The following is a 26,717-nucleotide window of genomic DNA, read 5'->3' as shown; positions in this document are numbered from 1 at the left end:
TAGTCCTTCGTCCCGGTCGTCAGCCGACGGCCGTGAAGATGTCGATGGTGCCCGACTTGAGCGTCACGATCGCGCGCTTGGTGTCCTTGCGCTTGCCGGCGCCGAAGCGCGTGCGACGCGCCTTGCCGACGCGGTTGATCGTGTTGACCGCAGCCACCTTCACGCCGAAGATCTTCTCGATCGCGAGCTTGATCTCGGTCTTGGTCGCGCGGGGGTCCACGAGGAACGTGTACTTGCCCTCGTCGATGAGCCCGTAGCTCTTCTCCGAAACGACCGGCTTGAGGATGATGTCGCGCGGGTCCTTGTTCAGGGCCGTCTGCAGGGTGGTCATGCCGAGACCTCCTCGGTGGCGGAAGCCTTCGCCGCGATGAACGCGTCGTAGGCGGCCTTGGTGAAGACGATGTCGTCGGAGACGAGCACGTCGTAGGCGTTGAGCTGGTCGACCGGGAGCACGTGGACGTACTTCAGGTTGCGGACGCTCTTGACGGTGATCTCGTCGCTGCGCTCGATGACCACGAGCACGCGCTTGGTCTGGGCGACGTCGGCGAGGTACGCGGCGGCGGCCTTCGTGGAAGGCGCGCCCTCGATGCCGAAGGACTCGATGACGTGCAGGCGCTCGCCCCGCGCGCGATCGCTCAGCGCGCCCAGCAGGGCGGCCGCGATCATCTTCTTGGGGGTGCGCTGCGCGTAGTCGCGCGGCTTCGGTCCGTGGACGATGCCACCACCTGTCATGTGCGGCGCGCGGATCGAGCCCTGACGGGCGTTACCGGTGCCCTTCTGCTTGAAGGGCTTGCGGCCTGCACCCGAGACCTCGCCACGACGCTTGGTCGAGTGCGTGCCCTGGCGTGCCGCCGCGCGCTGCGCGACGACGACCTGGTGGATCAGCGGAATGTTCGTCTTGACGTCGAAGAGCGCGGCGGGCAGCTCGACGGAGCCTGCCTTCTTGCCGTCTGCGCTTCGCACGTCGAGCGCGAGAGTCTGGTCAGCCATGGACTCAAGCCCCCTTCACTGCGTTGCGGACGAAGACGATGCGGCCACGGGCACCGGGGACGGCGCCCTTGACGAGCAGCAGACCCTTCTCGGCGTCGACGGCGTGCACCGTGAGGTTCAGGACGGTCACGCGCTCGCCACCCATACGGCCGGCCATGCGCATTCCCTTGAAGACGCGGCTCGGAGTCGACGATGCGCCGATCGAGCCGGGCTTGCGGTGGTTGCGGTGCGAACCGTGCGATGCCGAGACGCCCTTGAAGTTGTGACGCTTCATGACACCGGCGAAGCCCTTGCCCTTGCTGGTGCCGACGACGTCGACCAGCTGGCCGGCCTCGAACGTGCCCTCAGCGGTGAGCTCCTGGCCCAGCGTGTAGTCGCCCGCATCCGCCGTGCGCACCTCGGTGAGGTGGCGGCGCGGGGTCACGCCGGCAGCCTCGAAGTGGGCCGTCTGCGGCTTGTTGACCTTGCGGGGGTCGATCTGGCCGTAGGCGATCTGGATCGCGTTGTAGCCGTCACGCTCGGGCGTGCGAACCTGGGTGACCACGTTCGGCGCGAGCTCGATGACGGTGACGGGAACGAGCTTGCCGCTCTCGTTCCATACCTGGGTCATGCCGAGCTTGGTGCCCAGCATCCCCTTCGAAATCTTGGAGTTGATGTCTGCCATGGCGAGTCCTAGAGCTTGATCTCGATGTTGACGTCAGCCGGCAGGTCAAGGCGCATCAGCGAATCGACGGCCTTGGGCGTCGGGTCGATGATGTCGATCAGACGCTTGTGGGTGCGCATCTCGAAGTGCTCGCGGCTGTCCTTGTACTTGTGCGGCGACCGGATGACGCAGATGACGTTCTTCTCGGTCGGAAGGGGCACGGGGCCCACGACGGTCGCACCGGCACGGGTCACGGTGTCGACGATCTTGCGGGCCGACGAATCGAGGCCGGCGTGATCATACGACTTCAGGCGAATGCGGATCTTCTGTCCCGCCATTGTCTGCTCTCTCTCTTTCCGCGTCATACGTGTTCGTTTCGAACCGCATTGGACGCACGGGGGCGTGGGAGGGTTCTTCCCTCGCCCTTGGCACTTCGCATACCCGCGTTGCCGCGGTGATGCTGCACCACTGTTCTGCTGTCAAACCGGGGACTGCCGCCTCCGGCTCCGACACCCTCGTCGCGCACGGATGCGCACGCCCGTTTCCGGGGCTGCTGGTGTGGGAAGTTGCGCTCTGCTGCCTGCGGCCTAGGACCCTGCGCGTGAGCGCCGCCTATGCACTGCCCTGGCAGTGATCCGGGGGCACCGCGAAGCGCCCGCCGGAATGTGGAACCTCACTAGTCTACGTGTCGCCCGGGCGTGTCGCAAACTCGGGCGTGTCGCGCCCAGCACCCTCCCAGCGGAGCCCGGCCGATCGGCATCCATCCGGGGGTTCACCGGCCCGACAGCACAGCGCCGGCGCCCGGTCGCGTGGACCCGGGCGCCGGCGCGGAAGCGGGACTACTCGTTCCCGATGCTCTTGTCGACGTTGTCGCGGACGTCGTCCACCGTCGCGTGCGCGTCCGCCGGTGCGACCTTCTTCACGAAGTCCGCTGCGGCATCCAGCGCGCCGTCGCTGACACCCTCCGCCTGCTCGCTCTTGAGCGCCTCGCCGATCTTGTCCTTGTTCTGATCCAGGAAGTCCTTGCCCTGATTCACGAGGTCTTCGATGCCCATGGTCATCCCCTTCGATTGCGTGTGCGTGTATCGCCCGATCAGTCTGGCGAACTCTCCCTCCGGAGGGAACCCCGTCGTCACGGGCGGGTCACGATTGCCTGCTCGCGCCAGATCGCCAGGAACAGATCTGCCTGATTGGTGGCACAATGGCAGGGTTGCGGCGAGCGTCGTATGCGTTCTGGGGATGCATACCGGCGAACATCACCTCCGGGTGGTTCTCGTACGCGAAAGGGGAGTTGTGGCGTCCAATCTCATCCGCTCGGCGAGGAAGAAGCCGTCCGGAGCAGGCACGGTGCGGGTGGGGCGCGCGCCGGGCGAAATCGAAGCGATCCATCTGACGGATGCCGGCACGGCCGGGCCTCCCGTCGGAGCCGACTGGCGCAGGCGCTACGCCATCAGACTGTGGCTGAGCGATCTCATCGTGCTCGTCGCGGTCGCCTTCGGCACCCAGATCGCGTGGTTCGGCCTGGGCAACGCCCAGGTGTCGATCCGCGAGGACTCGCGCCTGAGCGTCGTGTCGTACTGGTTCTTCTCGGCTCTGCTCGTCGTGGCCTGGATGTGGTCCCTGAGCCTGATCGATTCCCGCAGCGACCGCGCGATCGGCACCGGCTCGACCGAGTACATCCGAATCATCTCGGTCAGCATCAGGCTCTTCGGCATCATCGCGATCCTCGCCTTCCTGCTGCGCGTCGACGTCGCGCGCGGGTACCTGCTGATCGCCTTCCCGCTCGGGATGCTGCTCCTCCTGGTCGAGCGGTGGCTGTGGCGGCAGTGGCTCGTTGTCAAGCGCGCGCGCGGCGCATTCAGCGCTCGCGTCGTGCTCGTGGGCTCGGAGAACTCGGTCGCGCAGATCGGCGAGGCGCTGCGGCGCACGCCGAGCGCGGGCTACCTCGTCGTCGGCGCGTGCGTGCCGCTCGGCATCCCGGGTGAGTACGTGCGCGGCACCGACATCCCGATCGTCGGCTCCGTGCTGTCGGTCTCGGCCGCGCTCGCCTCGGTCCAGGCCGATACGGTCGCGATCTCGAGCACCGACGAACTGCCGCCGTCCGTGGTCAAGCGGATCTCATGGCAGCTCGAGGCAGGACGCCAGCACCTCGTGCTCGCACCGGGCATCATCGACGTTGTCGGCCCGCGCATCCAGACCCGCCCGGTCGCCGGCCTGCCCCTGATCCACGTCGAGACGCCGCGCTACAGCAAGGGCCAGCGGCTCGCCAAGCGCGGACTCGACCTGCTGCTGGCGACGGTCGGCGTCATCCTGCTGAGTCCGGTGATGGGCGTCATCGCGCTCGTCATCGGTTCGACCACGCACGGACCGATCCTGTTCCGTCAGACGCGCGTGGGCCTCGACGGCCGCGAGTTCCGTCTGCTGAAGTTCCGGACGATGGTCGCGAACGCCGAAGATCTGCTCGCCGAGCTCGAGCCGCACCGCAACGCGGGCAACGAAGTGCTCTTCAAGATGACCGAGGATCCGCGCGTCACCGGCATCGGCCGCTTCCTGCGTCGCTACAGCCTCGACGAGCTGCCCCAGCTGTTCAACGTCCTGGGCGGCTCGATGTCGCTCGTCGGTCCTCGCCCCTCTCTGCCGCGCGAGGTCGAGCGCTACGCGGACCACGTGCACCGCCGGTTCATGGTCAAGCCGGGCATCACCGGACTCTGGCAGATCAGCGGTCGCTCGACACTCTCCTGGGAGGAGTCGGTGCGCCTGGACCTCTCGTACGTCGAGAACTGGACGCTCGTCGGCGACATCGTGATCATGTTCAAGACCGCTCGTGCGGCACTCGCTCCGGGAAACACCTCGGCCTGAGCGGCGCAACCGCTGGGCGTCTCGCGACGCTCCCTGAGCCGCGAGCCCTGAGGGCGTGCCGCGACGCTCGCCTGCAGCGCCTCAACACGCTCGGCGACGCCGGCTACGGTCCGGTGAGCTCCGCGCACGCCGGCGCGATCGTGACGGGCGTGTCCGTGACGGTCGGGCTGTAGCGCACCGAGATCGGTCCGAGCGGTCCCTCCGGCAGGACGCTCGTGTATGTCACGGTCCGCGTCTGGCCGCGGTCCAGCAGCACGGCGATGCTCTGGGCGTTCCTGCCGTCCTCCGTGCTCGTGCGCGCCAGATCCTGGGCATCGCCCTCGGCCGGATCCACGCCGGCGATCGTGGCGCCCGGTGGTGCGAAGTAGAGCACATCCAGGAGCATCGACGTGCCGCTGCCTCCATAGCTCGGCGAACGGCGGGCGAGGATGTGGAAGGTCAGATCGTCGCGGTCCACCGAGTTCGTCATCGTGATGGACGTCGTGACCGTGCGGTCCGCGGGATTGCAGGACACATCGACCGAGGTCGACAGGTAGTACTCGAGCTTGCTGACGGCTGCGTCGTTGAGGAAGATGCCGACCTCGGTCGTCTCCGCGTTGTCGGCCTTCATCGCGCCGTCGATGCCCAGCTCGCGGGCGACGACCTCCTCGTCCTCACGGCCGAACCAGCCGTACAGACGCTGCTGCTCGCCGGCCGCTGCGAAGACGTCGAGCATCTTCATCAGATCCCAGTCGCCCGAGACGAGCTTCTGGAACACCGTCGCGGAGGTGGCCGCGAAGAATGCGTCAGCCGGCCCCTGGTCGCCGGGGTTGCGGAGGTACGTGTCGCTCAGCAGGATCTGCAGCGCGTTGTCGGCGTTGACCTCGATGCCGTCGACGGTGACCGGTCCGGTCACCGCGAGGATGTCGCTGAGCACGACGGGATCCAGCGAGACGACACCGTCGACCCCGTAGCCGGTCTTCGCGGCGATCGCCTGGAACATCCGCGCGGCTGTGGGGAAGTTCGGGGTCTTCGTGTAGTTCTGCGAGAACCGGGCGAACTCGTCGTCGTAGAGGGCCAGGGTGTCCGCCGGCAGATCGAGGTGCTGCACGCCGGTGAGCCCAGGAGACTCGAAGGTGGTCGATCCGGTCTGCCCTTCCAGAGTGAGGCGACCTCCGTCAGCTCGGACGTACACCGCGGCGGCACCCTCGCCGCCGGTCGCGCGGATCTCGGCGTTGTTCTGGAAGATGACCAGGTACGTCCTCGGCCCCTGCTCGCCGAGCATCGTCAGCGCCGTCGGCAGGACCTCCGTCGCGGTGTGCGCCAACGGCGCGGCCTGGTCGATCACCTCGATCACCTGGCCGACCGCGTCGTCCACGATCGGGAGCAGATCATCGCGATCGATGCCGGCGATCTTCTGCTGAGCCTCCGCGAACGCGGCGTCCACGGCCGGGAGCGCGTCCAGCGCCTGGCGGAAGGTCGCGAGGTTGAAGCCTCCGCCTTCGAAGCGGATGTTCTCGCGCTGCATCGCGCCGAGCACGGTGAAGCTCGCAGGGAGCGCGTCCCGCACGAGCAGATGCGTCGCCTCGGTCGTGGAGCGGATGGCCGCGATGTTCTGCCCGACGAACGGGATCCACGACGCATACTCCCAGAGCGGGCCCTGCACGATCCGGTCGGCGCTGGAGGTGTACCCCAGCACCTCGGCGGCCACCGTGTCGAACTGGGCCTGATCGCCGCTGCGCACCAGCTCGGTCACGTTGCTCAGACGGGACTTCGCCGACTCCAGATCGGATCGCACGTCCATCGCCTCTGAGAAGAGCTTCGCGCCGGCGATGCCCGCCGCGATGAGCACGATGATGATGATGCCGACGATGCCCAGCACCCACGGCCAGATCCGGCGGCGGCGCCGGCGCGGACGCGCGTCGATCAGGTCGTCATTCGGGTGTGATTCGGGCACTGAAGAATCCTAACGAGGCAAGCCCGGAAACCGCCGTGAACGCCGACCGGGCGGGAGTCGGCCGGCGCAGACGCGAAGAGAGGGCCGGGCCAGTGGCCCGACCCTCTCAGGATCGCTTACGGGCGTGTCTCGATACGGTCGCAGAGCGACCTACTCGACAACCGTGCTTACTTCAGGATCTTCACGACCGTGCCGGCGCCGACGGTGCGGCCACCCTCACGGATCGCGTAGCCGAGGCCCTCTTCCATGGCGATGGGCTGGATCAGCTCGACCGTCATGTCGGTGGTGTCGCCGGGCATGACCATCTCGGTGCCCTCGGGCAGCGTGATGACGCCGGTGACGTCGGTGGTGCGGAAGTAGAACTGCGGGCGGTAGTTCGTGAAGAACGGGTTGTGACGGCCGCCCTCCTCCTTGGACAGGATGTACGCCGTGCCCTCGAAGTTGGTGTGCGGGGTGACCGAACCGGGCTTGACGACGACCTGGCCGCGCTCGACGTCGTCACGCTTGGTGCCGCGCAGGAGCAGACCACAGTTCTCGCCGGCCCATGCCTCGTCGAGCTGCTTGTGGAACATCTCGATACCGGTGACGATCGTCTTCTGCGTCGGGCGCAGACCCACGATCTCGACCTCGGAGTTGATCGCGAGGGTGCCGCGCTCGGCGCGACCCGTCACGACCGTGCCACGGCCGGTGATGGTGAAGACGTCCTCGATGGGCATGAGGAACGGCTTGTCCTTGTCACGCACCGGGTCGGGGATCGAGTCGTCGACGGCTTCCATGAGCTCGACGATCTTCTCGGTCCATTCGGCGTCGCCCTCGAGCGCCTTCAGGCCCGAGACGCGGATGACGGGAGCGTTGTCGCCGTCGAAGTCCTGGCTCGACAGCAGCTCGCGGACCTCGAGCTCGACGAGCTCCAGGATCTCCTCGTCGTCGACCATGTCGGACTTGTTCAGCGCGACCAGCAGGTACGGCACGCCGACCTGCTTGGCCAGCAGCACGTGCTCGCGCGTCTGAGCCATCGGGCCGTCGGTGGCGGCGACCACGAGGATCGCGCCGTCCATCTGGGCAGCACCGGTGATCATGTTCTTGATGTAGTCGGCGTGACCGGGGGCGTCGACGTGCGCGTAGTGGCGCTTCGGCGTCTCGTACTCGACGTGCGAGATGTTGATCGTGATGCCGCGCTGGCGCTCTTCGGGAGCGGAGTCGATCGACGCGAAGTCGCGCTGCACGTTGGTGGCCGACGGGTACTTGTCAGCGAGCACCTTCGAGATGGCAGCGGTCAGCGTGGTCTTGCCGTGGTCGACGTGACCGATCGTTCCGATGTTTACGTGCGGCTTGGTCCGCTCGAACTTGGCCTTAGCCACTGGGTCCTCCTCAGGACGTTCATGTAGATGCGCCGGGCACTGGTTTGCGATCGGTTCTCTACGGGGATTGGTTTCTACTTTAGTAGAGAGGTTGTTACTGAGACTGTGAAGTTGTGGGGCGATGGATGCCGCCGCGCAGGGCCGCGGCATCCATCCGGGCTATTCGCCCTTGTTCTTTTGGACGATCTCGTCGGCCACGTTGCGGGGAACCTCTGCGTAGCTGTCGAACTCCATCGAGTACACGGCCCGGCCCGAGGTCTTCGAGCGCAGGTCGCCGATGTAGCCGAACATCTCCGACAGCGGCACCAGAGCCTTGACGACCTTGACGCCCTGGGCGTCCTCCATCGACTGGATCTGCCCGCGACGCGAGTTCAGGTCGCCGATGACGTCGCCCATGTACTCCTCGGGGGTTCGCACCTCGACACCCATGATCGGCTCGAGGATCACGGGGTTCGCCTTGCGGGCGGCCTCCTTGAAGCCCATCGAGCCGGCGATCTTGAACGCCATCTCGGACGAGTCGACGTCGTGCGCCGCGCCGTCGAGCAGGATCGCCTTGACGCCGACCATGGGGTAGCCCGCGAGGACTCCCACGTTCATCGCGTCCTGGAAACCCTGGTTGATCGAGGGGATGTACTCGCGCGGGATGCGGCCACCGGTGACCTTGTTGTCGAACTCGTAGGTCTCATCGGCAGCGAGGTCGAGGGGCTCGAGCGCGAACTGGATCTTCGCGAACTGACCCGAACCACCGGTCTGCTTCTTGTGCGTGTAGTCGTGGCGCTCGACGGCCTTCTTGATCGTCTCGCGGTACGCGACCTGGGGCTTGCCGACGTTCGCCTCGACGCGGAACTCCCGCTTCATGCGGTCGACCAGGATATCCAGGTGCAGCTCGCCCATGCCCTTGATGACGGTCTGACCGGTGTCGGAGTTCTGCTCGACGCGGAACGTCGGGTCCTCCTCCGCGAGCTTCTGGATCGCGAGACCCAGCTTCTCCTGGTCGGCCTTGGTCTTGGGCTCGATCGCGACCTCGATGACCGGCTCGGGGAACGTCATCGACTCGAGCACGACCTGGTGCTGCGAATCGGAGAGCGTGTCGCCCGTGGTGGTGTCCTTGAGGCCGATGACCGCGTAGATGTGACCGGCGGTCACCGAGTCGACCGGGTTCTCCTTGTTGGCGTACATCTGGAAGATCTTCCCGATGCGCTCCTTCTTGGACTTGGTCGAGTTGACGATCTGTCCACCGGAATCCAGGTGACCGGAGTACACGCGGATATAGGTGAGGCGACCGAAGAACGGGTGCGTCACGATCTTGAACGCGAGCGCCGTGAAGGGCTCGTCGCGGTCGGAGTGGCGCAGGATGACGGTCTCTTCGTTCTTCGGATCGTGCGCCTCGATCGCCGGCACGTCCAGGGGCGACGGCAGGTAGTCGATGACGGCGTCGAGCATCGGCTGCACGCCGCGGTTCTTGAACGCCGAGCCGCAGAGCACGGGGTAGATCTCGGAGTTGACGGTCAGCTTGCGGATCGCAGCCTTGATCTCGGCAACCGTCAGCGCTTCGCCGCCGAAGTGCTTCTCGAGAAGCTCCTCGTCGGTCTCGGCGACAGTCTCCAGCAGCTCTTCGCGATACTTGGCGACCACATCAGCCATGTCGGCGGGGATCTCCTGGATGTCGTACTTGGCACCCATGGTGACATCACCCTTGGCGTCGCCCGCCCAGACCAGCGCGCGCATCTCGACCAGGTCGACCACGCCGACGAAGTCGTTCTCGACGCCGATGGGCAGCTGGATGACCAGTGGCTTCGCCTTGAGCTTGTTGATGATCGTGTCGACCGTGAAGTAGAAGTCGGCACCGAGCTTGTCCATCTTGTTGACGAAGCAGATGCGCGGCACGTTGTACTTGTCGGCCTGGCGCCACACGGTCTCGGACTGGGGCTCGACGCCCTCCTTGCCGTCGAAGACGGCGACGGCGCCGTCGAGGACGCGCAGCGACCGCTCCACCTCGACCGTGAAGTCCACGTGGCCGGGGGTGTCGATGATGTTGATCTGGTTCTTGTCCCAGAAGCACGTGACCGCGGCGGAGGTGATCGTGATGCCACGCTCCTGCTCCTGCTCCATCCAGTCGGTGGTCGAGGCGCCGTCGTGGGTCTCGCCGATCTTGTGGTTGGTTCCCGTGTAGAACAGGATGCGCTCGGTCGTCGTCGTCTTGCCGGCATCGATGTGCGCCATGATGCCGATGTTGCGGACCTTCGTGAGGTCGGTGAGCACGTCTTGTGCCACGGGGTCTCTTCCTTATCTATGACAGGGGGATGCGGGGGCTGGATCCCAGCCCCCGCATCTCGGAGGCTGTTACCAGCGGTAGTGCGCGAACGCGCGGTTCGACTCGGCCATCTTGTGGGTGTCTTCGCGGCGCTTGACCGCGGCACCCAGGCCGTTCGAGGCGTCCAGGATCTCGTTCTGCAGGCGCTCGGTCATCGTCTTCTCACGACGGCCCTTCGCGTAGCTGACGAGCCAGCGCAGCGCGAGGGTGTTCGCGCGGTGCGGCTTGACCTCGACGGGCACCTGGTAGGTCGAGCCGCCGACGCGGCGGCTCTTGACCTCGAGGGTCGGACGCACGTTGTCGAGCGCCTTCTTGAGGGTGGCGACGGCGTCCTGGCCGTTCTTGGCCTCGACGCCCTTCAGGGCGGTGTAGACGATCGACTCGGCGAGCGACTTCTTGCCGTCGACGAGGATCTTGTTGACGAGCTGGCTGACGATCGGCGCGCCGTAGACCGGGTCGTTGACGACCGGGCGCTTCGGGGCGGGTCCCTTGCGAGGCATGTTCCTTAACCCTTCTTCGCGCCGTAGCGGCTGCGAGCCTGCTTACGGTTCTTGACGGCCTGGGTGTCCAGGGCGCCGCGGACGATCTTGTAGCGCACGCCGGGGAGGTCTTTCACGCGACCGCCGCGGACGAGCACGAGCGAGTGCTCCTGCAGGTTGTGGCCCTCGCCGGGGATGTACGCGGTGACCTCGGTGCCGTTGCGGAGCTTGACACGGGCGACCTTGCGCATCGCCGAGTTCGGCTTCTTGGGCGTGGTCGTGTACACGCGGGTGCAGACGCCGGCCTGCTGGGGGTTCGACTTGAGGGCGGGTGCCTTGGTCTTCGCGACCTTCGGCGAGCGTCCCTTGCGAACCAACTGCTGAATAGTTGGCACGTTCTCTCCTTGTAAGTGCTGCACGGTGACAGCGTCGTGGTCTCCCCTCGGACTCGCGGATCTTTCGATCTGTTTCGTCTGAGGCTCACGCGGACCCACCGGCGCGGCATGATGAATGACGCGAGTGTGTGTGGTGGGTATGCCGTGGGGGCCGCCTGTTCGCAGGCTTTTCCCTGAGATGTGGCGCCGGCTTCCTCGCCCTGCGCCGAGGCGCAGCACAAGGCGCGCACATGCGCACACCCTGTCAATGATACGCGGTCGGAGCGGGGGCGGTCAAACGCGCCCGAACCTCACAGGTTGATCGTGAGCGCGATCAGCGATGCGCCGGCGGCGAGCGCGAGGACGGATGCCGCCACGACGACGAGCAGCGCGGTCCGGCGTGCCTTCCTCCGCTCCGCGGCCGACGCGGCGTCGCCGTCGACAGGTGCCTGCGCCGCCCGGCTCTGCGGGGGCGTTCGAGCGACCACGGCCGGCTCCCCGGTGCGCGGGCGGTAGACGTCGGATGCGGTGTCCGGAACGGACGCCACCCGCCCGGCGGGCGCGTCGAGGGGCGGTGCGCCGGATGCGGGCACGCCGGGGGTTGTCGTCGCGTGCACCCGCTCGGCTCGGCGGCGCGTCTCGCGGCGGGCGATGAACGTCGAACCGTCGGTCTGCTCGCCCCCGCCCCCGTCGACGTAGGTCGAACGGCGTCGCGTCGGCCCCGGGGTGCCGTCCTGGCTCGCGGCCACCGTGTCGGCCGACCGCCGCCGGTCTGCGGTGCCGCTCTCGGTGTCGGGCTCCGTGTCTCCGGCCCGCTCGGTCTGGCCCGAGGGCTGGGTCGCATCCCCCGGCAGCGCGTCGCCCGGACCGTCCGGTGGGGTACCGGTCGACGCCGCACGACGGACCCGGACGGTCTCCTCGTCAGGGAGATCCGTCATCCGGCGCTGCGCTGAAGGCGCACTTCCGCGTCACCGAGGTAGAAGCGCTCGCCCGCCTCGACCTCCTCGCCCGGAGTCGCCTCGACCTCCGTGCCCATCAGGGTCGCGAACAGCACGCCGTTGGTGGAGCCCAGGTCGGTCACGTACCAGTGGTCGGCGCGCAGCGCGAGCCGCGCGTGCGTCTTGGAGACGGTCCCGTCATCGATCGGGATCAGCTGGGCCTCGGGATACGCCCGATCCGGCGAGGGCTTGCGCCCGAGCAGCACGACCTCGGCTGTGATCGGCACAGCGGCGCCGCTCGGCAGGATCAGCGACCAATCGGTGCGCCGCCGGCGCGTGATGATCGTCTCGTCGATGGGCTCTTCGGGGATCTCCGACTTCGTGTGCTGTGCCGAGACCGTGCTGCGCGCGGACCGCGGCGTGCCCGCATCCGGCGCTCCGACGATCGCGGAGACCTGCCCGGAGGTCTCGGCCGACCCGTCGGGGTCGCTCATCGGCGATCGGGCTGGCGCCCACGGCTCGGCTGCCGGAGTCGGCGCCGGTGTCGGGGGGACACGCGTGACCGGGGGCGGGGGCACGATCGCCGGCGGCTCGGCCGCCGGGCGCACCGGCACCGCGGAGATCGGGGCCGGCGCTCCGGAGTCGGCGCCGGTCACCTCGCTCGTGACCTCGCTGACGGCCCCGAGGTCGAATCCGCCCCACCGGCCCGAGTCGGGATCCGCAGGGGGCTCGAGCGTGGAGCGACCGATCACGGGAGCGAACGACGCCGCCGGCGGCGGCGCGTACCGCTCGGGATCCGCGTCGGAGGCGACCGGCAGGGGTTCGGCTGCGGCCGGCTGCGGAAGGAGCGGGGCGGGTGGCATCGGCGGCGGCGTCCAGCCGCCGACGGGCTCGGCCGGTGCTGCGACCGTCGGACTGTACGAGGGTGCGCTGACGCGCGGAACGTATGCCGCGTCGGCGTCGTCGGATGCGTCTGCATCGGGCGCGGCGGTCCGCCGCGGTCCGCCGGTCGCGGGCCGGCGTCCGCCCGGCTCGGCGCCGAGCCACCGGGCCGGCCCGAAACCGAGGACCGAAGCCCACACCGGCAGGAGCAGGGCCGCCAGGACGGTCATGCCCGCGCCGTGACCGAATGCGGCGTTGATGCGGTGGTACGCCACGATCAGCAGCGCCCACACGATCAGCGGTCCGATGAACGGGATGAGCGCGAGCACCAGCAGCCAGCCCGACAGCCGGCCCAGCTGCAGGAGGACGACCAGGTTCAGGACCGGCACCCATGCCTTCCACGACTGCTCGCCCGACTTGCGGAACACGGCGGACAGGCCCAGGGCGGTCCAGACGTACAGCACCACGAACAGCAGGAACGAGATCGTGCCGAGGGCGGTGGCGGTGGAGTCATCGAAGATGGTCATGGCGATGGGCGCTGGGACTGGACGACCCGGCGCTTCCCCCTCTCGGCGATGCGCGACCGGGCGCCGGGGGGCGCCAGGTGACGGACGAATGATCTCAACGATACGGTCGCGAGCAGGCCGCGCCAGATTCCGCGCTCGCGCACCAGGTCGTGACGCTCCTGTTCGACGATGCGCCAGAAGTCCTCCGCGTCCTGCGCCGAGATCGCGGCTCCCGAGAAGACCGCGCGGTCGGCATCCACTGCGAGGGTTCCACCGGCAGCCGTCTCGAACAGGTCTGCGAGCTCGGTCCGGGTGAAGACCGGCGAGGCGTCCCGGCCGGAGTCGACGGCGGCATCCACGTACTCGTCCCATCCGCCGGCGATCTGCACGGCGGGATCCGCCTGGGTCCGGCGTGCGCGACGTCGCGCCGCCTTCGCCGCCGCGATGAGGGCGAACGGCCCGAGGAGCAGCAGCAGGACGAGCAGCACGACGGCGCCGACGCGCAGGATCGGCCACAGCCAGGCGAGATCGATCGCGGCGGCGTCGTCGGCGCGATCGTCGGCGCCGGAGTCCTCCTCGAGCGGATCCGGCGGCACGACGTCCTGGACGGCGTCCGGACGCACCTCAGTGACATTCTCGGGGTTGCGCTGCTCGGTCACCTCGAGGCTCGGTGACTGGGCGTACTGCGGGGTGACGTCGATCGGAACCCACTCCCCTGCGGCGGACTGCACCTCGGTCCAGACGGCGAGATCCTGGGCGCGGCATGCGCCCGCTTCGCAGGTGGGCAGTGCGGCATCCGTCGAAGTGAGTCTCGCGCCGACCACGACCCGCGACGGGAAGCCGAGCTCACGCGCGATCAGGGACACCGCGACGGCGAACTGCTCGTCATCGCCGACGGCGGCGACGTAGTTCTCGGACGCCGCGGCCCGCGGATCGGTCTCGCGCTCCAGCAGGCGGGAGAACATCGCGTCGATCCGGGCCAGGGAGTGCCCCGATGCGCTGGGCTGGAAGGTGTAGTCGGGCAGCGACTGCATCCACAGCGGCGCGGCGTCACCGATCTCCAGGGCATGGCTGAGATACCCCCGCTCTCGCAGCAGTGCGACGAGGCCGGCGAGGGCGGCCCCGCCGGATTCGGAGACATGCTCGTCCACCCAGGTGCGGACGCTCTGCGGCACGGCCACGTCGTCGCCGAGTCCGCCCGGTGCCTCGATCGACGCGAGGTCGGGCATCGCCTGCTCGATCGCGCTGATCCGGTAGGCGTCGCCTGCGGCGAGTCCGCCCGCGGCGGTCTGCACGCCCGCCGCGGCCTCGGCGCGATAGTAGAACCCGTCCGCGAGGGATGCCGCGCGGGAGCCCGCGAAATCGACCGACGCGAGCCGGCCGAGGGTCGGCATCCAGATCCCGTCGAGCGCCTCGATCGTGACGCGCGCGTCCACGGGGCGCCCGGAGCCGGCATCGAGCGTCGAGGGGACGCGCACGAAGCGCGCCTCGTCGACCGCGCCGGTTCCGCCGCTGCGATAGATCTCCCCGTCATAGGAGTCGAGGGTCGCCAATCGAACCCGCTCCGGGAGCGCGTCCGCGGATGAGACGGTGAACAGCACGTCGTCGGCCCGGTCGTCGGCGAACATGGCGCGGTACTGCGCGAGCGGACTGATCGCCGACGCCACCGCGATCTCTGGTCCTGCCGTCGAGCGCAGCACTTCCCGCTCGGCGCCGCGGGCGGCGTACGGCACGACGATCGCTGCGGCCAGGACGGCGATCAGGAGCATGCCGGCCCCGAGGGTCGAGCGCCGCCGGTCGGCGAGCGACGGCCGACGCGAGATGCGCACCCCACTGGATGCCGCGGCGCGCCGGAGTGACCGCATCCGCTCATCGCGACTGCGCCAGGCCAGCCACAGCAGGCTCGAGAGCAGGGCCGCGATCCCGAGCGCCGTCTCCAGCGGAGCGGAGATCGTCAAGGGACCGAGCTCGAGCGGCGAGCTGACCGTCGTGCGGCCGAAGAACAGCCCGAAGGGGGTCATTCCGAGCGAGACCGGCACAGCCCAGAAGGCGGCTCGATCCGATCGCCACGACAGGAGCAGCCCGGCGCACGTGCCGACGAGGAAGACGATCAGAGCCGGGACCAGGAGGTTCCGGTAGGTGCCGACGGGGAGGTCGACGGTGATCAAGTCCTTCCAGGCGAAGACCGCTCCGGTCGCGAGGTCGCCGAGCCCTCGAAGGAGCTCGAGCGAGCTGCCCAGCCGCGAAGGCACAGCCAGGGGGATGCCGAGCACGAAGAAGGCCAGCGCCAGGAGGCCCGCGATGCTCCAGCCGCCCCAGTGGCGACTGCGCGCCAGCGCAGCGATCGCCGCCGCCACGAGGGCGGTCACCCCCACCAGCAGCAGGAACGACCAATCCCGATAGATCGGCCACGCCGCGAGTCCCGCGATCACGACAGTGGCGGCGAGGAACAGCGATCCTGCGACGATTCGGGGCGCGAAGACGGCGCCGCGGCCCGACGACTCCGTGGCGGTCCCATCCACTGCATCGGATGACGCCTTCGCGGGTGCGTCGCCGGCGCTCATGCGGTCGCTCCGTGCAGCAGCAGTCCGGACAGGTCCTCGAGCGTGCCGACCGTGAGCACGGTGAGGCCGGACAGCACCCGCATGCGCGGGTGCGCGCGCTCGTCGCACATCACGGCGACCACGGCCGTGTCGGCCGGAAAGCCGAGTGCCGCCTGACGGAGCCGTCCGAGCGTGACGCGCGAGCCCACCACGATGAACGCGATCGACAGGCGCTCGTTCGCCTCGGCGGCGAGCCGGCACACGTCGGCGATCGGCATCGTGTTCTCGAGCAGGTCGACGGCACTGAACCCGTCCAGCATGGTCCGACGGGACGCCGCCGGAATGTGCCTGATCGCGCGCAGGCGCCCGCGCACCACCCGCGGGATCTCGCTGCCCGTGACGATGTCGACCTCGCGAGCGTCGTGCACGGCCCGCAGACCCAGCGACGCTGCGCAGCTGACGGCGAGCTCGAACTCGTCGGCATCCGTGAATTCCGGTTCGGCCACCGACAGCACCACGGCCATCCGCGAACGACGGGACTCCTCGTACTGGCGCACCATGAGCTGGCCGGTCTTGGCCGTCGACTTCCAGTGGATCTGGCGCCGCGAGTCGCCGGGTGCGTACTCGCGGATCGCGTGGAACGACATGTCCGCGTCCACCAGCCGACGGGTCGGATTGCCCTCGAGGTCGCGGATCAGCCCGGCGCTCGTGGAGGGGATGGGGATCGTGCGCGGATGGACGTAGAGCTCGTGCACGTCGTGGAAGGCGTGCTCGCGCCGCAGGAGGCCGATCGGATCGCTGCGCACCGTCGTGGCGGGTCCGACAGTCACGATGCCGCGACGCAGGGCCGGGATCTCCAGCGGCTGCGCGACCACGTGGCCCGGGCGCAGCAGCGGCACGCCGAACTCGACGAGCCCCGCACCGACGGGGATGTCGAGGCGACCCGGCAGCGCGACCCGGCGGCTGTCGTTGCGGACGACGATCTCGCCGGTCACATCGTCGCCGGCGACGACGCGCTCGTGCGCCAGAACGAGATCGACGTCGTAGGAGCGTGCGCCGAAGAGGAACGGCACGCACATCACGACCAGCAGGAGTGCGATCGCCCCAGCGACCATCCACTCCACCCAGCCGAACGCGACGCCCATGGCGAGCCCGGCGGTCGCGGCGACCACGACGAGCACGCCGGCGGGCCGCACCGTGTGCGCGGTCCACCGCGCCGCGGCGGCGAGCGCCGCACCCGCGGCGCGGGACACGCGCGTCCACCAGACGACCGCGCGGACGATCCGTCGCCCGCCGGCAGCCGTGGTGACCTGCGTCGTCGCCGACGGCGCGGCGGTGCCGACGGCCGAGCCGGTGGAGGCGGACGTGCGGGTGAGACGGGGCTCGGTCAGGCTCATGCGGTCTCGCGACGACTCGGTGGGGCGACATCCAGCAGGACCTGGCCGATCACGGCCTCCTGGGTCACCCCGTCGAACTCGGCCTCGGGGTGCAGGATGAGCCTGTGCGAGAGCACCGAGACAGCCAGCGCCTTCACATCGTCGGGCGTGACGTACGTGCGGCCCTGCGAGGCGGCACGCGAACGCGACGCCTTGGTCAGGGCGAGCGCACCCCTGATGCTGACGCCGAGGCGCACTTCATCGGCGGCGCGGGTGCCGTCCACGAGTCGCGCGATGTAGTCGAGGACGAGTGCGTCGACGTACACGTCCGCAGCGAGGTCGGCCATTCCGATCAGCGCCTCCGGGGTGATGACCGCGACGAGATCCGCGGTCGCCACCGCGGCGCCGTCCAGGATGCGCACTGTGGCGGCATGATCCGGGTAGCCGAGTGAGGCGCGCATCATGAATCGGTCGAGCTGCGCCTCCGGCAGCCGGTAGGTGCCGGCCTGCTCGACGGGGTTCTGCGTGGCCAGCACCAGGAACGGCACGCCGACCTGCCGGGAGACGCCGTCGATCGTGACCTTGCCCTCCTCCATGACCTCCAGCAGCGCGGACTGGGTCTTGGGGCTCGCACGGTTGATCTCGTCGGCCAGCACGATGTTGGCGAAGATCGGTCCGGAGTGGAACTCGAACGTGCCGGTCTTCTGGTCGTACACCGTGATTCCGGTGATGTCGCCGGGCAGCAGGTCAGGCGTGAACTGGATGCGGGTGTTCGTGCCCTGCACCGACTGCGCGACGGCACGCGCGAGCGAGGTCTTGCCGGTGCCGGGCACGTCCTCCAGGAGCACATGCCCGTCGCTGAGCATCGCCGTCAGGACGAGCTCGACGACGTGGCGCTTGCCGAGCACGGCGCGCTCGACGTTGTCGGCGAGCTGCGCGAACGTCTGCGCGAACCAGGTCGCCTGCTCCTGCGTGATGGTCATGTGGTTCGTCCTCTGTCGGTCGTTCTGCGGGGTGTCGGGCAGGTCATGGGGTGGGCGGAGCCGGAGAGTTCGGGTCGCAGGATGCCGCGAACGTCGAGCTCGCGGGCGATAGGCCCCAGGCCTGCGCCGTCCAGTCGACCGACACGGTGATGCCCTCGACGCGGACTGCACCGACCGGAACCGTCCAGGTGCCCGCTGTGTGAGCCAGCTGCGCGCCGCCTGCGTCGTAGTAGCGGAGGCCGGCGTTGCCGAACGTGATCGCCGCCTTGCCGCCTGCCGGGTCAGCGGACGAGTCGCCTGCGGCGACGAGCGTCGATCCGCCGACGCAGCTCTGCACGCTCCACTGCGCCTGCACCTGATATGGCGCGCTGCCGGCTCGTGGCGTCACGCTCGCCCACGGCGTGGCCGTCCCCCAGATCTCGTGGACGTACCGCACCTGGATCCCCGGATCCCGGTCGAAGATCGAACTCGGCGTCCCGGCGAATTCGACGCGGTTGCGGTTGGGCACACGCTCGTCGGAGATGGGCTGGTCGCGGATGATCCAGTCGGCGCGGCTATCGGAGACATCGGGGGTCGCCGCGACCGCGAACGTGTAGCCCCGCGGTGCCCGGCCCGCCTGCTGCGCGCGCACACCCGCATCGGCCGCGGCGGCACCGAAGGATTCGCCGTCGAACCACGACTCGGCGCACAGGGTGAAGACGTACTCGTCCCCGTCCGCGAGCCCGGGGAAGACCGCGGTGTCGCCGCCGACCGTCGGGGTGCAGCGATCGCCCTCCCGGACGATTCCATACTGCAGCGTCGAGCCGTCTCCGTTGAGTGCGGCCGTGCCGCGTGCGGTCACGGTCGAGGTGCCGTCGCCGTTGGATGCCGAGCTCAGCGAGAGCACCAGGCCGGTCGGCGCGCCGATGCCGTTGCCCCATCCGGTCGCCGCGGCACCCGACGCACTCCCCCCGAGCCCGGGCGGCAGGTCGAAGCGCGAGAACGGCGTGACCGTGATCGGGCTGGACGTGTTGGACCCGACGCGGTAGGCGGCGACATCGACGACGGTCTCATTGCGCCGGACCGGCACGGTCACCGTTTCGCCGGCGGGACTCGTGATCTCGAGGTTGCCCGTCTCCTCCGGATCGATCCCCTCGATGTGCAGGGACACGACCCCGCCCTCGCCTGACGTGACGACGGGGGTCACCTGCACGGTCGCCGGCGTCGCAGGCGCGTTGTACGCCCATGCCACGGTGCGCACGCTGCCGCTCGAGGTGCCGACCGCGTTCTGCGCGAACGCCTCGTATGTGCGCTGCTCGCCGTTCGGGGCGGCGATCGGCGGGCAGGTCCCGTCGGAGGAGCACTCGGCGAGGTCCTGGCCGTTCCAGCGGATGACGAAGCCGGTCAGCGCCGGATACGCGAGCGCCGCCTCCCCGGGATCGACGCGGAGTGTGAGCGTGCCGTCGGCGTACCCGGTCTGCGACACGCTCGCCGGCGTCTTCGGATACCCCTGCAGATCCAGGAGCAGCCGTCCGTCGCGCTCGGCGTTCGTGCGCCGACCCTGTGCATCCTGCACCGAGAAGACCGCGCTGCAGGTCGCCCCGGGCGCGTCGGCCGACCAGGAGGCGACGACCGAGGTCGGGGACGCCACCTGGAAGCTCACTCCGACGCACGCACCCGTCGGTCGCGCATCGATCACCGTGAGCGGCGTCCGGGGCAGCGGATTGACTTCGCCCGTGGCGCCGATCACGGAGATCGTGCAGGACGAGCCCGCCGCCTGCGAGCACTGCTGGGTCACCGATCCGCCCTGCGGGAGCGTCGACGGCGCCGCGCCGACGCGGAGGATCAGGCGCACCGGGGCGACGGCGGTGTGACTTGTGACCGAGACGATCGCGGCCTCCTCGGACCCTGGGACGGCGCTGTCGGCGCCGATCACGGTCACGATCGACCCGTCCAGCGACACCTCGAAGGCCGAGCCGCCGTAGTCCAGGGCGTACCGGATGCCGCTCCAGTCCTCGCGCAGCTGCCAGCTCGTCATGTTCCGCAGATCGAACGTCGCGGTCTCACCCGGGCCGACCGTCATGGAACCTGCCCGCAGCTCGGGCTGGGGGTCGAGCGCACGGACGAGGATCGGCACGGAGAGATAGGTCCAGTCCTGCTGTCCGGCGATGCGGACCGGAACCTGGCAGGCGTCCACCCATGGAGCGCCCGCGCCGGAGTCGTAGCGGACCGTCGTCCCCGACTCGAACGAGCAGGACGCGCCGCTGCGAGCGCCGGACGCACGTACATCGACTCCGATCTCGATCGTGCTGCCGCGCGGTTTGGAGACGAGCTTGGCCATGTCGAACGAGACCGACTCCAGCTCGGTGACCTCGGGCGTCGCGGCGCTCGAACGGAGCGCGAGCGACAGGTCGTCGTCTCCGGGCACGCGAAGGAACGCGTAGGTGGTCACCTCACCGGTCGGACCTTCGCCGGTCACGGCGAACGGGATCACGCGGGTCGTCTCGGGCAGCGCGCCGCGCAGCTCCCGACCGTCGACGGTGACCCCCGGCGGATCGCCCCAGAGGCTCATTTCGAGGTCGTCGACGTCGCCGCCCGACCATGCCACGCGACCCGAGAGGACATCGACGCCGGACGGGAAGTCCTCCCGCGTCTCCGCGGTGAGGACGGTGTCGTCCACGACGGGGTAGTTCGGCACGCTCTCGCGGACGACCTTCACGACGATGAGACCACGGCCGGTGTTGCCGGAGCTCGACTCGACGTCGTACAGGAATGACATCGTGGTGGGGGCCGTGCCGGCCGCGATCACGACGGTCGACTCGCCTTCCGATTCGAGCCGGCCCTCCAGCCGCTCGTACTCGGGGTTGTCGCTGCCGTCCCCCAGCGTCGCGGGCAGGTCGGGACGCACATCCGTGATCGCCAGGGCGCCCATCGTCGGGTCGACGTCGTTCGCCAGCGGGCTCACCCGGATCGTGCTGTCCGCGCCCGCCTGCACCTGTACGTAGTCGGTGAAGGTGATCGGGCTCGGATTGGACTGACTGTCGAGGACTCCGATGCGCACGACGCCCTCGCCGGTCTCGCCGAAGGCGTCGACGACGCGGTATCGGAAGGAGGCCTGCCCGCGATAGCCGGCGACGCTCGAGTAGAGGATCGACTCGCCGTCGGCTGCGATCGTGGCCGATCCGCTCTCCGGCTGGCTGACGATGCGGTCAAGGCTCACCACATCGCCGTCCGGGTCCATCCCGAACCCGTCGAACTCGATGACCGTCGACTGGCCGCTCAGCACGCGGCCTTCGAGCGTCTCCGGAAGCGGCTTGCGGTTCGCGTCGTCCGGCAGCACCTCGATTCGCACGGTCGCGGCGTCGGCGAGCGCCGGAGCGCCGGTCGTGTAGACGGAGTAGTCCACCGTGTACTCCCCCGGCTCGATAGGTGCGAGATAGCGCAGCACGTCGCCGCCCGCGAAGGCGAGGGCGTCTTCGCTCGAGGACACGATCGAGGCCGGGTTCAGTGTCGGCCGTCCACCGGCGGGAGCGATGTCGTTGTCGAGCACCGGGATGTCGATCTGCGAGCCCGCTCGCACGACGACCGTGTCATCGACCGCGATCGGCGCGAGTTCCGGCGCCTGCGGGAGCAGGAACACCGTCGCCTCGCCCTGCACGCCGGCGCCCTGATCGTCTGTGCCGTCGCTGATCGTGTAGGTCACTGTGCCGAGACGCCCGGCGGCTCCGGTGGCGGTGGAGCCCGACACGCGCAGGTAGTTCTGACCCACGCCGTCGACGGACAGGGCGGCTCCGGCATCCGCGTGTCCCACGACATCGCTCAGCAGGAGCACTCGCCGCGTGGGGTTGGACACCGCTGAGAACACGTCGAGGGTCGCGTCCTCCTGCGGGTGCACGAACGCGACGACAGGCGAGGTCGCCAGCTGCGGCGGCGCGTCGGAGGGCAGGATCGTGATGCGCGCAGTGCCGTTGGCGGGAGTCGTTCCGTCGGTCACCGTGAAGTCCACGCGGAACGTGCCCGGAGTGCGGGCGGAGAAGTCGAAGGACGCCGACCCGCCCACGATGGTCGCGGTGGCCGCGGCCTCGTCGAGCACGCGCACCGACTCGAGCGAGATCTCACCGGCGGTTCCGGTGACGTGCGGCGTCACATCGACCGTCAGGCCGGCGTCGATCGAGTCGACGAGCGCGAACGACTGCACGCTGAGCGCGGGCTGCGGAGAGACGCGCACGAGCAGGGGCTTCGTCGAGACCTGCCCGGCGGTGTCGGAGACGGTCACCTCGAGGGAGATGAGCTCCTCGCCTCCCCCGCCGTCATCGCTGTGCTGGTAGACGACATCCCCGCCCGGGGTCGACGCGACCGTCCCGATGCCCGACGTGTTCTGGACGGACAGGAGCAGCAGCGGGTCCCCGTCCGGGTCGACCCAGCCGGGGAGGACCGGCACCGTGACGGTCCCGCCGCGCGCGACCTCGGGCGTGGGCCAGGGCACGAGGCACCCCTCCACACCGCACCACTCCGGTGCGCCGTCGCCCGTCGAGACGGTGAGCGTCACCGTCGTCGCAGGCGAGAGCAATCCGTCCACGGCGGTTCCGTCGGTGACGGCGTACGAGAACGTCGCGGTGCCGCTCGCGCCGGGCGCCACCCGCACGGTGATGCGCTGCGCGTCATCGGTGATCGAGAGCGTGCCGAAGCCGGGGTCGAGCCCGGTCACCGAGGCCGGGTCGATGCTCAGCACGTCCTCGTTCGGATCGTGGTCGTTCATGAGCACGGGCAGGGTGACCAGACTCGCGGCGCGAACCCCGAATGCGTCGGCGACCGCGACCGGCGGCTTCGGGTCGATCACGACGGTCAGCTGCTCGGCGCTCGGCTCGGCATCCGGGTCGGTCCGCTCATCCAGCGACCAGTTCTGGCTGGAGACGACCAGCCCGCCGCCGGGGATCGTCCACACCCACCCCGTGCGGGTCTCGTTGAGGATCATCGCGTCCTCGCTCGCGACGAACGTGGGGCGGCGCTGGTCGGGCAGCCCCAGCCCGCCGTAGTCCAGCGCGGACTGCCCGGTGCGCGAGTTCCACAGCACGCCGCCCTGCGTGCCCTGCGGAAGCCAGGCCGCGTACACCTCGCCGTCGTGGACCGTTGGGCGCGCCGGCGTCCCCAGCACGCTCGCGCCGGTCCCGACCTCCGTCGTGACCGCCGACCCGTCCACCGGAACCCGCACGAGGGCGGTCTCATCGGCGAGGTACACGGCCGATCCGACGGGGTCGGGCTGGCTGAGGATCACTCCGCCGGTCGTCGGTGTGGAGATCGCGGCATCCGCCCCCTTCAGCCACACATCGCCGTCAGTGCCGTCCACCACCGCCCAGGCATCGCCGGCCGCGGTGATGGAGGGCGCCGAGATGTCCGACTCGTCCAGCACGTCGCGCTCGCGCACCTCCGAGGCACGAAGGTCGTACCGGAGCACCGACCCGTCGGCGACCGAGTAGCTGAACAGCATGCCGCGCTCGTCGACCGCGATCGCGTCGGAGGTGTACTGCGGGGCATTCTCGTCATCGGACGGGAACGGGTCCAGCTGCGTCGATTCGCCCGAGGAGAGCCTCCCCACGAAGACCGCACCTGAGTCGGTGCGATACGCGACGTAGTCGTCGGCGGTCACGACGTCGACGGTTCCCGCAGGGGTCGACGGCGAGGAGCGCAGCGCCTCCTCGTCGAGGTCGGACGGCAGCGCGGCATCGATCCGGGTGAGCTTGCTGAAGCTGTCGGAGAAGAGATACGCACCGTCGCCGTTCTGCGCCACCTGACTCGGGTTGCTGATCTCGCGGACGGTGTCGAGCTCCCCGATCGTCGTGTTGACGCGGGCGTAGCGCCGGCCGTCGCCGGTCTGCAGAGCCCACACCGACGTGTCGGTCCTGTCGGTCGTCTGGGCGTCGAGCCCCGGCCACACGACGCTCACACCGGCCACGAGCGCGATCGCGGCACCCGCCGCGATCAGGCCTGCGACCGAACGACGTCGCATCAGAGCACTCCCGTGGCCAGCAGCGCGGTCAGGATGCCGCCCACCGCGACCACGACCCCGATGGCGCCGGCGATGACCCAAGGCAGGACCCGTCGGGGCCGATCGGGCGAGGAGAACTCGGTCTCCTCGTCGCGGGCGAGACCTGCCACACCGGCACCGGGAGCGGACTTGCGCCGTTCGTCGCGCTCGATGCGGCTGCGGGCGGGCCCTCGCAGCGCGGTGTCCGTGAAGTCGACGGGTCCGGAGGCCGGGGCCCAGCCGTCGGCTGCGATCTCGACCTGCGTCGGTGAGGCGCCGAGCTCGACCTGCACAGCCCGCAGCGCCTCCGCGAACTCCAACGCCGAGGAATGGCGCTGCCGCGGGTCACGGCTCATCGAGCGAGCGAGGACCACCTGGAGGGATGCCGGCACGTCGGCGCGGGAGATGTCGGTGTACGAGGCCCGTGCGATGCGGCGGCGCAGCTGCTCCTTCGTGTTCTGCCCGCGCTCACGGCGCTCGAACGGACTGTGGCCGGCCAGCAGCGAGTACACCGTCGCCCCGAGGCTCCACACCTCGCTCGTGACGGTGCCGGCGGTCTGCTCCGCGATCACCTCGGGCGCACTCCACGGAATCGACATCGCGAGCACCTCATCGGCGGTCTGCCGTGACAGCGACGACGAGATGCCGAAGTCGGCGAGCACAGGGGCCCCGAAGGTCGTGACCAGGATGTTGCTGGGCTTCACGTCGCGGTGGACCAGACCGGCGCGATGGGCGGATTCGAGCGCGCTGGCCATCTTGACGCCGATCGTGAGCACCTCGTCGATCGGGATCCGCTCGATGCGGTACCGCTGCGACAGTGAGCCGGGGCAGAACTCCATGACGATGTACGGGCGGCCGTCGGCCGAGATCCCCGCCTGATAGACGGTGACGATCGACGGGTGCGCGGACAGATGCGCGAGGACGTCGGCCTCCGCGTTGAACATGCGCCGCAGGTCGGGGTCGCGCACGTCGCTCGGCAGCACCTTCACCGCGACGTCGCGCCGTGGCATGTCCTGCTCGTAGAGGAACACGTCTGCGAAGCCGCCCGAGCCGAGCGGCCGGATGTAGGCGAGACCCGGCAGGATCGGGGGCGCGGACGGCAGGCGTGTGGCCACCGAAGCCTCCCCGGAGTATGCCCGCTCAAGCCCGGCGGGGGCGCACCGCACAGTGCGCGTCTCAGTCGACAGGCACCCACCGACGCAGGAAGGTGCAAACCCGCTCATGCTAACAAAGCCGCCTGAGGAGCACCCTGTGCGCTGTGGAGGCGCCGTGGCGTCATCGGGACGCCGGCATCAGATCGTCGGCGGCTCGTTCGGATCGAACGGCGCGTCCAGCGAACGGGTCAGCTCCTCGAGCATCGCCTCGATCTGCGGCTCCACGTACTGGCTGATCGCGGCCTGGATCCGCAGCCGATGGTGCAGCAGGATCGTGCACACCTCGCGGCCGATCATGTTGGCGTAGTCGTCGGCCAGCCCGACCTCCTGGCGCAGCGCGGCCTTCGCCTCGTCGCTGAGCGGCGGCAGCGCCGGGACGCCGGCATCCGCCTCTTCGGCGAGACCGGAGATCGTGAACAGGAACGGAGCGCCCGGCTGCGGCTCCGGGTCCAGCGGCAGGCCCTCGAACTCCGGTTCGAGCCCCTCGCCGGGACGATAGCTGCGCGCGCGGTTGCGGTCGGCCTGGTGATCGAGCTCGGTCTGCAGCATCGGGAGGTTCAGCGTCGTGTACTCGGCGACGGCGTGGTCGACGATCGCCTTGATGCGCGTGGACAGTCCGTGCTGCACACCGTGCGGCACGTCGGCGCCCAGGCCGGCCGCCGACAGCACGGGCGAGCCGAAGCACCGCCGGCAGGGGGCCACGCGACCACGGTGGGTGGCCGGCTCCCATCGCGGCAGCCACCGCAGCCAGGCATCAACTGCCTGGCTGACCTGGGTTTCGAGCGACCGCTCCACGCCTACACGCTAGCCCGCCGTGGCCCGTTTCCGCCGCTTTCGCAGCGACTCCGCGCCGCCTCGGCATCCATCCGGGTGCGATCCGCCGTCCGATCACTCGTCGAACTCGTCCTCCCATGGCCAGCGGGGTCGTTCGGCGCGCGTGCGTGACAGCGCGATCCCTCCCCACGCCGAGACCGCCGCGGCAGCGGCCACGACCGCGCCGAACCATGTGGTGGCGATCCGACCCGCGACCTCCGCCGCGATCGAGAAGGCGCCGCCGGCCACGAGTGCTCCGATCCACATGCCCCCGACGTACACGAGGTAGCACGCCACCGCAGCCCAGAGCGCGGTCCAGTACGAGCGCTTCGGAGCCCGCAGCCCGAGCCAGAGCACCAGCGCGAACGCCCCGACCGTCACCGCGGTCGCGAAGACGCCCGGTATCTGCCCGAGGCCGGGCACCTCGACGACGTCCTCCTCCAGGATCAGGCTCACCATGCCGAGTCCGAAGATCAGCAGCGCGACGAAGGCCACGGTCGCCAGACCGAGTGCGACGAGCGGGCGAACCGGGCCGCCGGACGCGCCCCCGGTGGCAGCCACG

The 26,717-nt window shown here is 69.5% G+C and carries 20 protein-coding genes; 1 reads left to right on the top strand and 19 read right to left on the bottom strand.

The window, feature by feature from the left end:
• Positions 1–19: 19 nt before the first annotated feature.
• From rplW to BM349_RS04680, 5 genes are all read right to left on the bottom strand, one after another.
• Positions 20–331: a 50S ribosomal protein L23 gene (rplW, locus tag BM349_RS04700; protein ID WP_091703654.1), complete on the bottom strand. Its 312-nt coding sequence runs from the start codon at positions 329–331 to the stop codon at positions 20–22.
• Complete coding sequence (gene rplD, locus BM349_RS04695) at positions 328–990, bottom strand: 50S ribosomal protein L4 (protein ID WP_091703649.1); 663 nt, start codon at positions 988–990, stop codon at positions 328–330. The genes rplW and rplD overlap by 4 nt, the downstream gene beginning before the upstream one ends.
• A 4-nt stretch (positions 991–994) precedes the next feature.
• A complete protein-coding gene (gene rplC, locus BM349_RS04690; RefSeq protein WP_091703645.1) occupies positions 995–1,654 on the bottom strand; it encodes a 50S ribosomal protein L3 in 660 nt (219 codons plus the stop codon).
• An 8-nt stretch (positions 1,655–1,662) separates the two neighbouring features.
• On the bottom strand, positions 1,663–1,971 hold the full coding sequence (rpsJ, locus tag BM349_RS04685) for a 30S ribosomal protein S10 (RefSeq protein ID WP_091703640.1): 309 nt from the start codon (positions 1,969–1,971) through the stop codon (positions 1,663–1,665).
• 501 nt (positions 1,972–2,472) lie between these two features.
• On the bottom strand, positions 2,473–2,688 hold the full coding sequence (locus tag BM349_RS04680; protein ID WP_091704949.1) for a hypothetical protein: 216 nt from the start codon (positions 2,686–2,688) through the stop codon (positions 2,473–2,475).
• A 238-nt stretch (positions 2,689–2,926) separates the two neighbouring features.
• Between BM349_RS04680 and BM349_RS04675 the strand changes: the two genes are divergently transcribed.
• The gene (locus BM349_RS04675; protein WP_254773728.1) at positions 2,927–4,492 is read left to right on the top strand and encodes a sugar transferase; all 1,566 of its coding nucleotides are present in this window, start codon (positions 2,927–2,929) and stop codon (positions 4,490–4,492) included.
• Positions 4,493–4,595: 103 nt separating this feature from the next.
• On the opposite strand, the gene BM349_RS04670 is transcribed toward BM349_RS04675, so the two are convergent.
• The 14 genes from BM349_RS04670 to BM349_RS04605 all read right to left on the bottom strand — a co-directional run bounded on the left by BM349_RS04670 (position 4,596) and on the right by BM349_RS04605 (position 26,716).
• Positions 4,596–6,428, bottom strand: coding sequence for a DUF4012 domain-containing protein (locus BM349_RS04670; RefSeq protein ID WP_091703633.1), 1,833 nt, complete (start codon positions 6,426–6,428; stop codon positions 4,596–4,598).
• Positions 6,429–6,595: 167 nt separating this feature from the next.
• Positions 6,596–7,789 carry an elongation factor Tu gene (gene tuf / locus BM349_RS04665; protein ID WP_091703630.1) on the bottom strand — a complete coding sequence of 398 codons (1,194 nt, stop codon included), beginning with the start codon at positions 7,787–7,789 and terminating at the stop codon, positions 6,596–6,598.
• A 159-nt stretch (positions 7,790–7,948) separates the two neighbouring features.
• Entirely contained in the window at positions 7,949–10,063 is a 2,115-nt protein-coding gene (gene fusA / locus BM349_RS04660) for an elongation factor G (RefSeq protein WP_091703626.1), read from the bottom strand.
• A 69-nt stretch (positions 10,064–10,132) separates the two neighbouring features.
• Complete coding sequence (rpsG, locus tag BM349_RS04655) at positions 10,133–10,603, bottom strand: 30S ribosomal protein S7 (RefSeq protein WP_056117669.1); 471 nt, start codon at positions 10,601–10,603, stop codon at positions 10,133–10,135.
• A 5-nt stretch (positions 10,604–10,608) separates the two neighbouring features.
• On the bottom strand, positions 10,609–10,977 hold the full coding sequence (gene rpsL / locus BM349_RS04650; RefSeq protein ID WP_091703622.1) for a 30S ribosomal protein S12: 369 nt from the start codon (positions 10,975–10,977) through the stop codon (positions 10,609–10,611).
• A gap of 290 nt (positions 10,978–11,267) precedes the next feature.
• The gene (locus BM349_RS04645) at positions 11,268–11,894 is read right to left on the bottom strand and encodes a hypothetical protein (RefSeq protein WP_091703617.1); all 627 of its coding nucleotides are present in this window, start codon (positions 11,892–11,894) and stop codon (positions 11,268–11,270) included.
• Positions 11,891–13,303 carry a DUF5684 domain-containing protein gene (locus BM349_RS04640; RefSeq protein ID WP_091703614.1) on the bottom strand — a complete coding sequence of 471 codons (1,413 nt, stop codon included), beginning with the start codon at positions 13,301–13,303 and terminating at the stop codon, positions 11,891–11,893. The genes BM349_RS04645 and BM349_RS04640 overlap by 4 nt, the downstream gene beginning before the upstream one ends.
• Complete coding sequence (locus tag BM349_RS04635) at positions 13,300–15,846, bottom strand: transglutaminase TgpA family protein (RefSeq protein ID WP_091703611.1); 2,547 nt, start codon at positions 15,844–15,846, stop codon at positions 13,300–13,302. The genes BM349_RS04640 and BM349_RS04635 overlap by 4 nt, the downstream gene beginning before the upstream one ends.
• Positions 15,843–17,222 (bottom strand): DUF58 domain-containing protein, encoded by a 1,380-nt coding sequence (locus tag BM349_RS04630; protein ID WP_091703607.1) that lies wholly within the window; start codon positions 17,220–17,222, stop codon positions 15,843–15,845. The genes BM349_RS04635 and BM349_RS04630 overlap by 4 nt, the downstream gene beginning before the upstream one ends.
• Positions 17,219–18,184 carry an AAA family ATPase gene (locus tag BM349_RS04625; RefSeq protein WP_091703603.1) on the bottom strand — a complete coding sequence of 322 codons (966 nt, stop codon included), beginning with the start codon at positions 18,182–18,184 and terminating at the stop codon, positions 17,219–17,221. Before BM349_RS04625 ends, BM349_RS04630 begins: the two co-directional genes overlap by 4 nt.
• 43 nt (positions 18,185–18,227) lie before the next feature.
• Positions 18,228–24,170, bottom strand: coding sequence for an Ig-like domain-containing protein (locus BM349_RS04620; protein WP_091703600.1), 5,943 nt, complete (start codon positions 24,168–24,170; stop codon positions 18,228–18,230).
• Positions 24,170–25,303: a serine/threonine-protein kinase gene (locus BM349_RS04615; protein WP_091703597.1), complete on the bottom strand. Its 1,134-nt coding sequence runs from the start codon at positions 25,301–25,303 to the stop codon at positions 24,170–24,172. Before BM349_RS04615 ends, BM349_RS04620 begins: the two co-directional genes overlap by 1 nt.
• A gap of 177 nt (positions 25,304–25,480) precedes the next feature.
• Positions 25,481–26,137 carry a spermidine/putrescine ABC transporter substrate-binding protein gene (locus BM349_RS04610; protein ID WP_091703594.1) on the bottom strand — a complete coding sequence of 219 codons (657 nt, stop codon included), beginning with the start codon at positions 26,135–26,137 and terminating at the stop codon, positions 25,481–25,483.
• Positions 26,138–26,230: 93 nt separating this feature from the next.
• Positions 26,231–26,716, bottom strand: coding sequence for a hypothetical protein (locus BM349_RS04605; RefSeq protein WP_091703589.1), 486 nt, complete (start codon positions 26,714–26,716; stop codon positions 26,231–26,233).
• Position 26,717 lies beyond the last annotated feature (1 nt).

Origin of the sequence: Microbacterium sp. cf046 (genome assembly GCF_900114345.1) — a bacterium.
In the GTDB taxonomy this organism is placed as follows: domain Bacteria; phylum Actinomycetota; class Actinomycetes; order Actinomycetales; family Microbacteriaceae; genus Microbacterium.
This window is presented reverse-complemented; position numbering and strand designations above follow the sequence as displayed.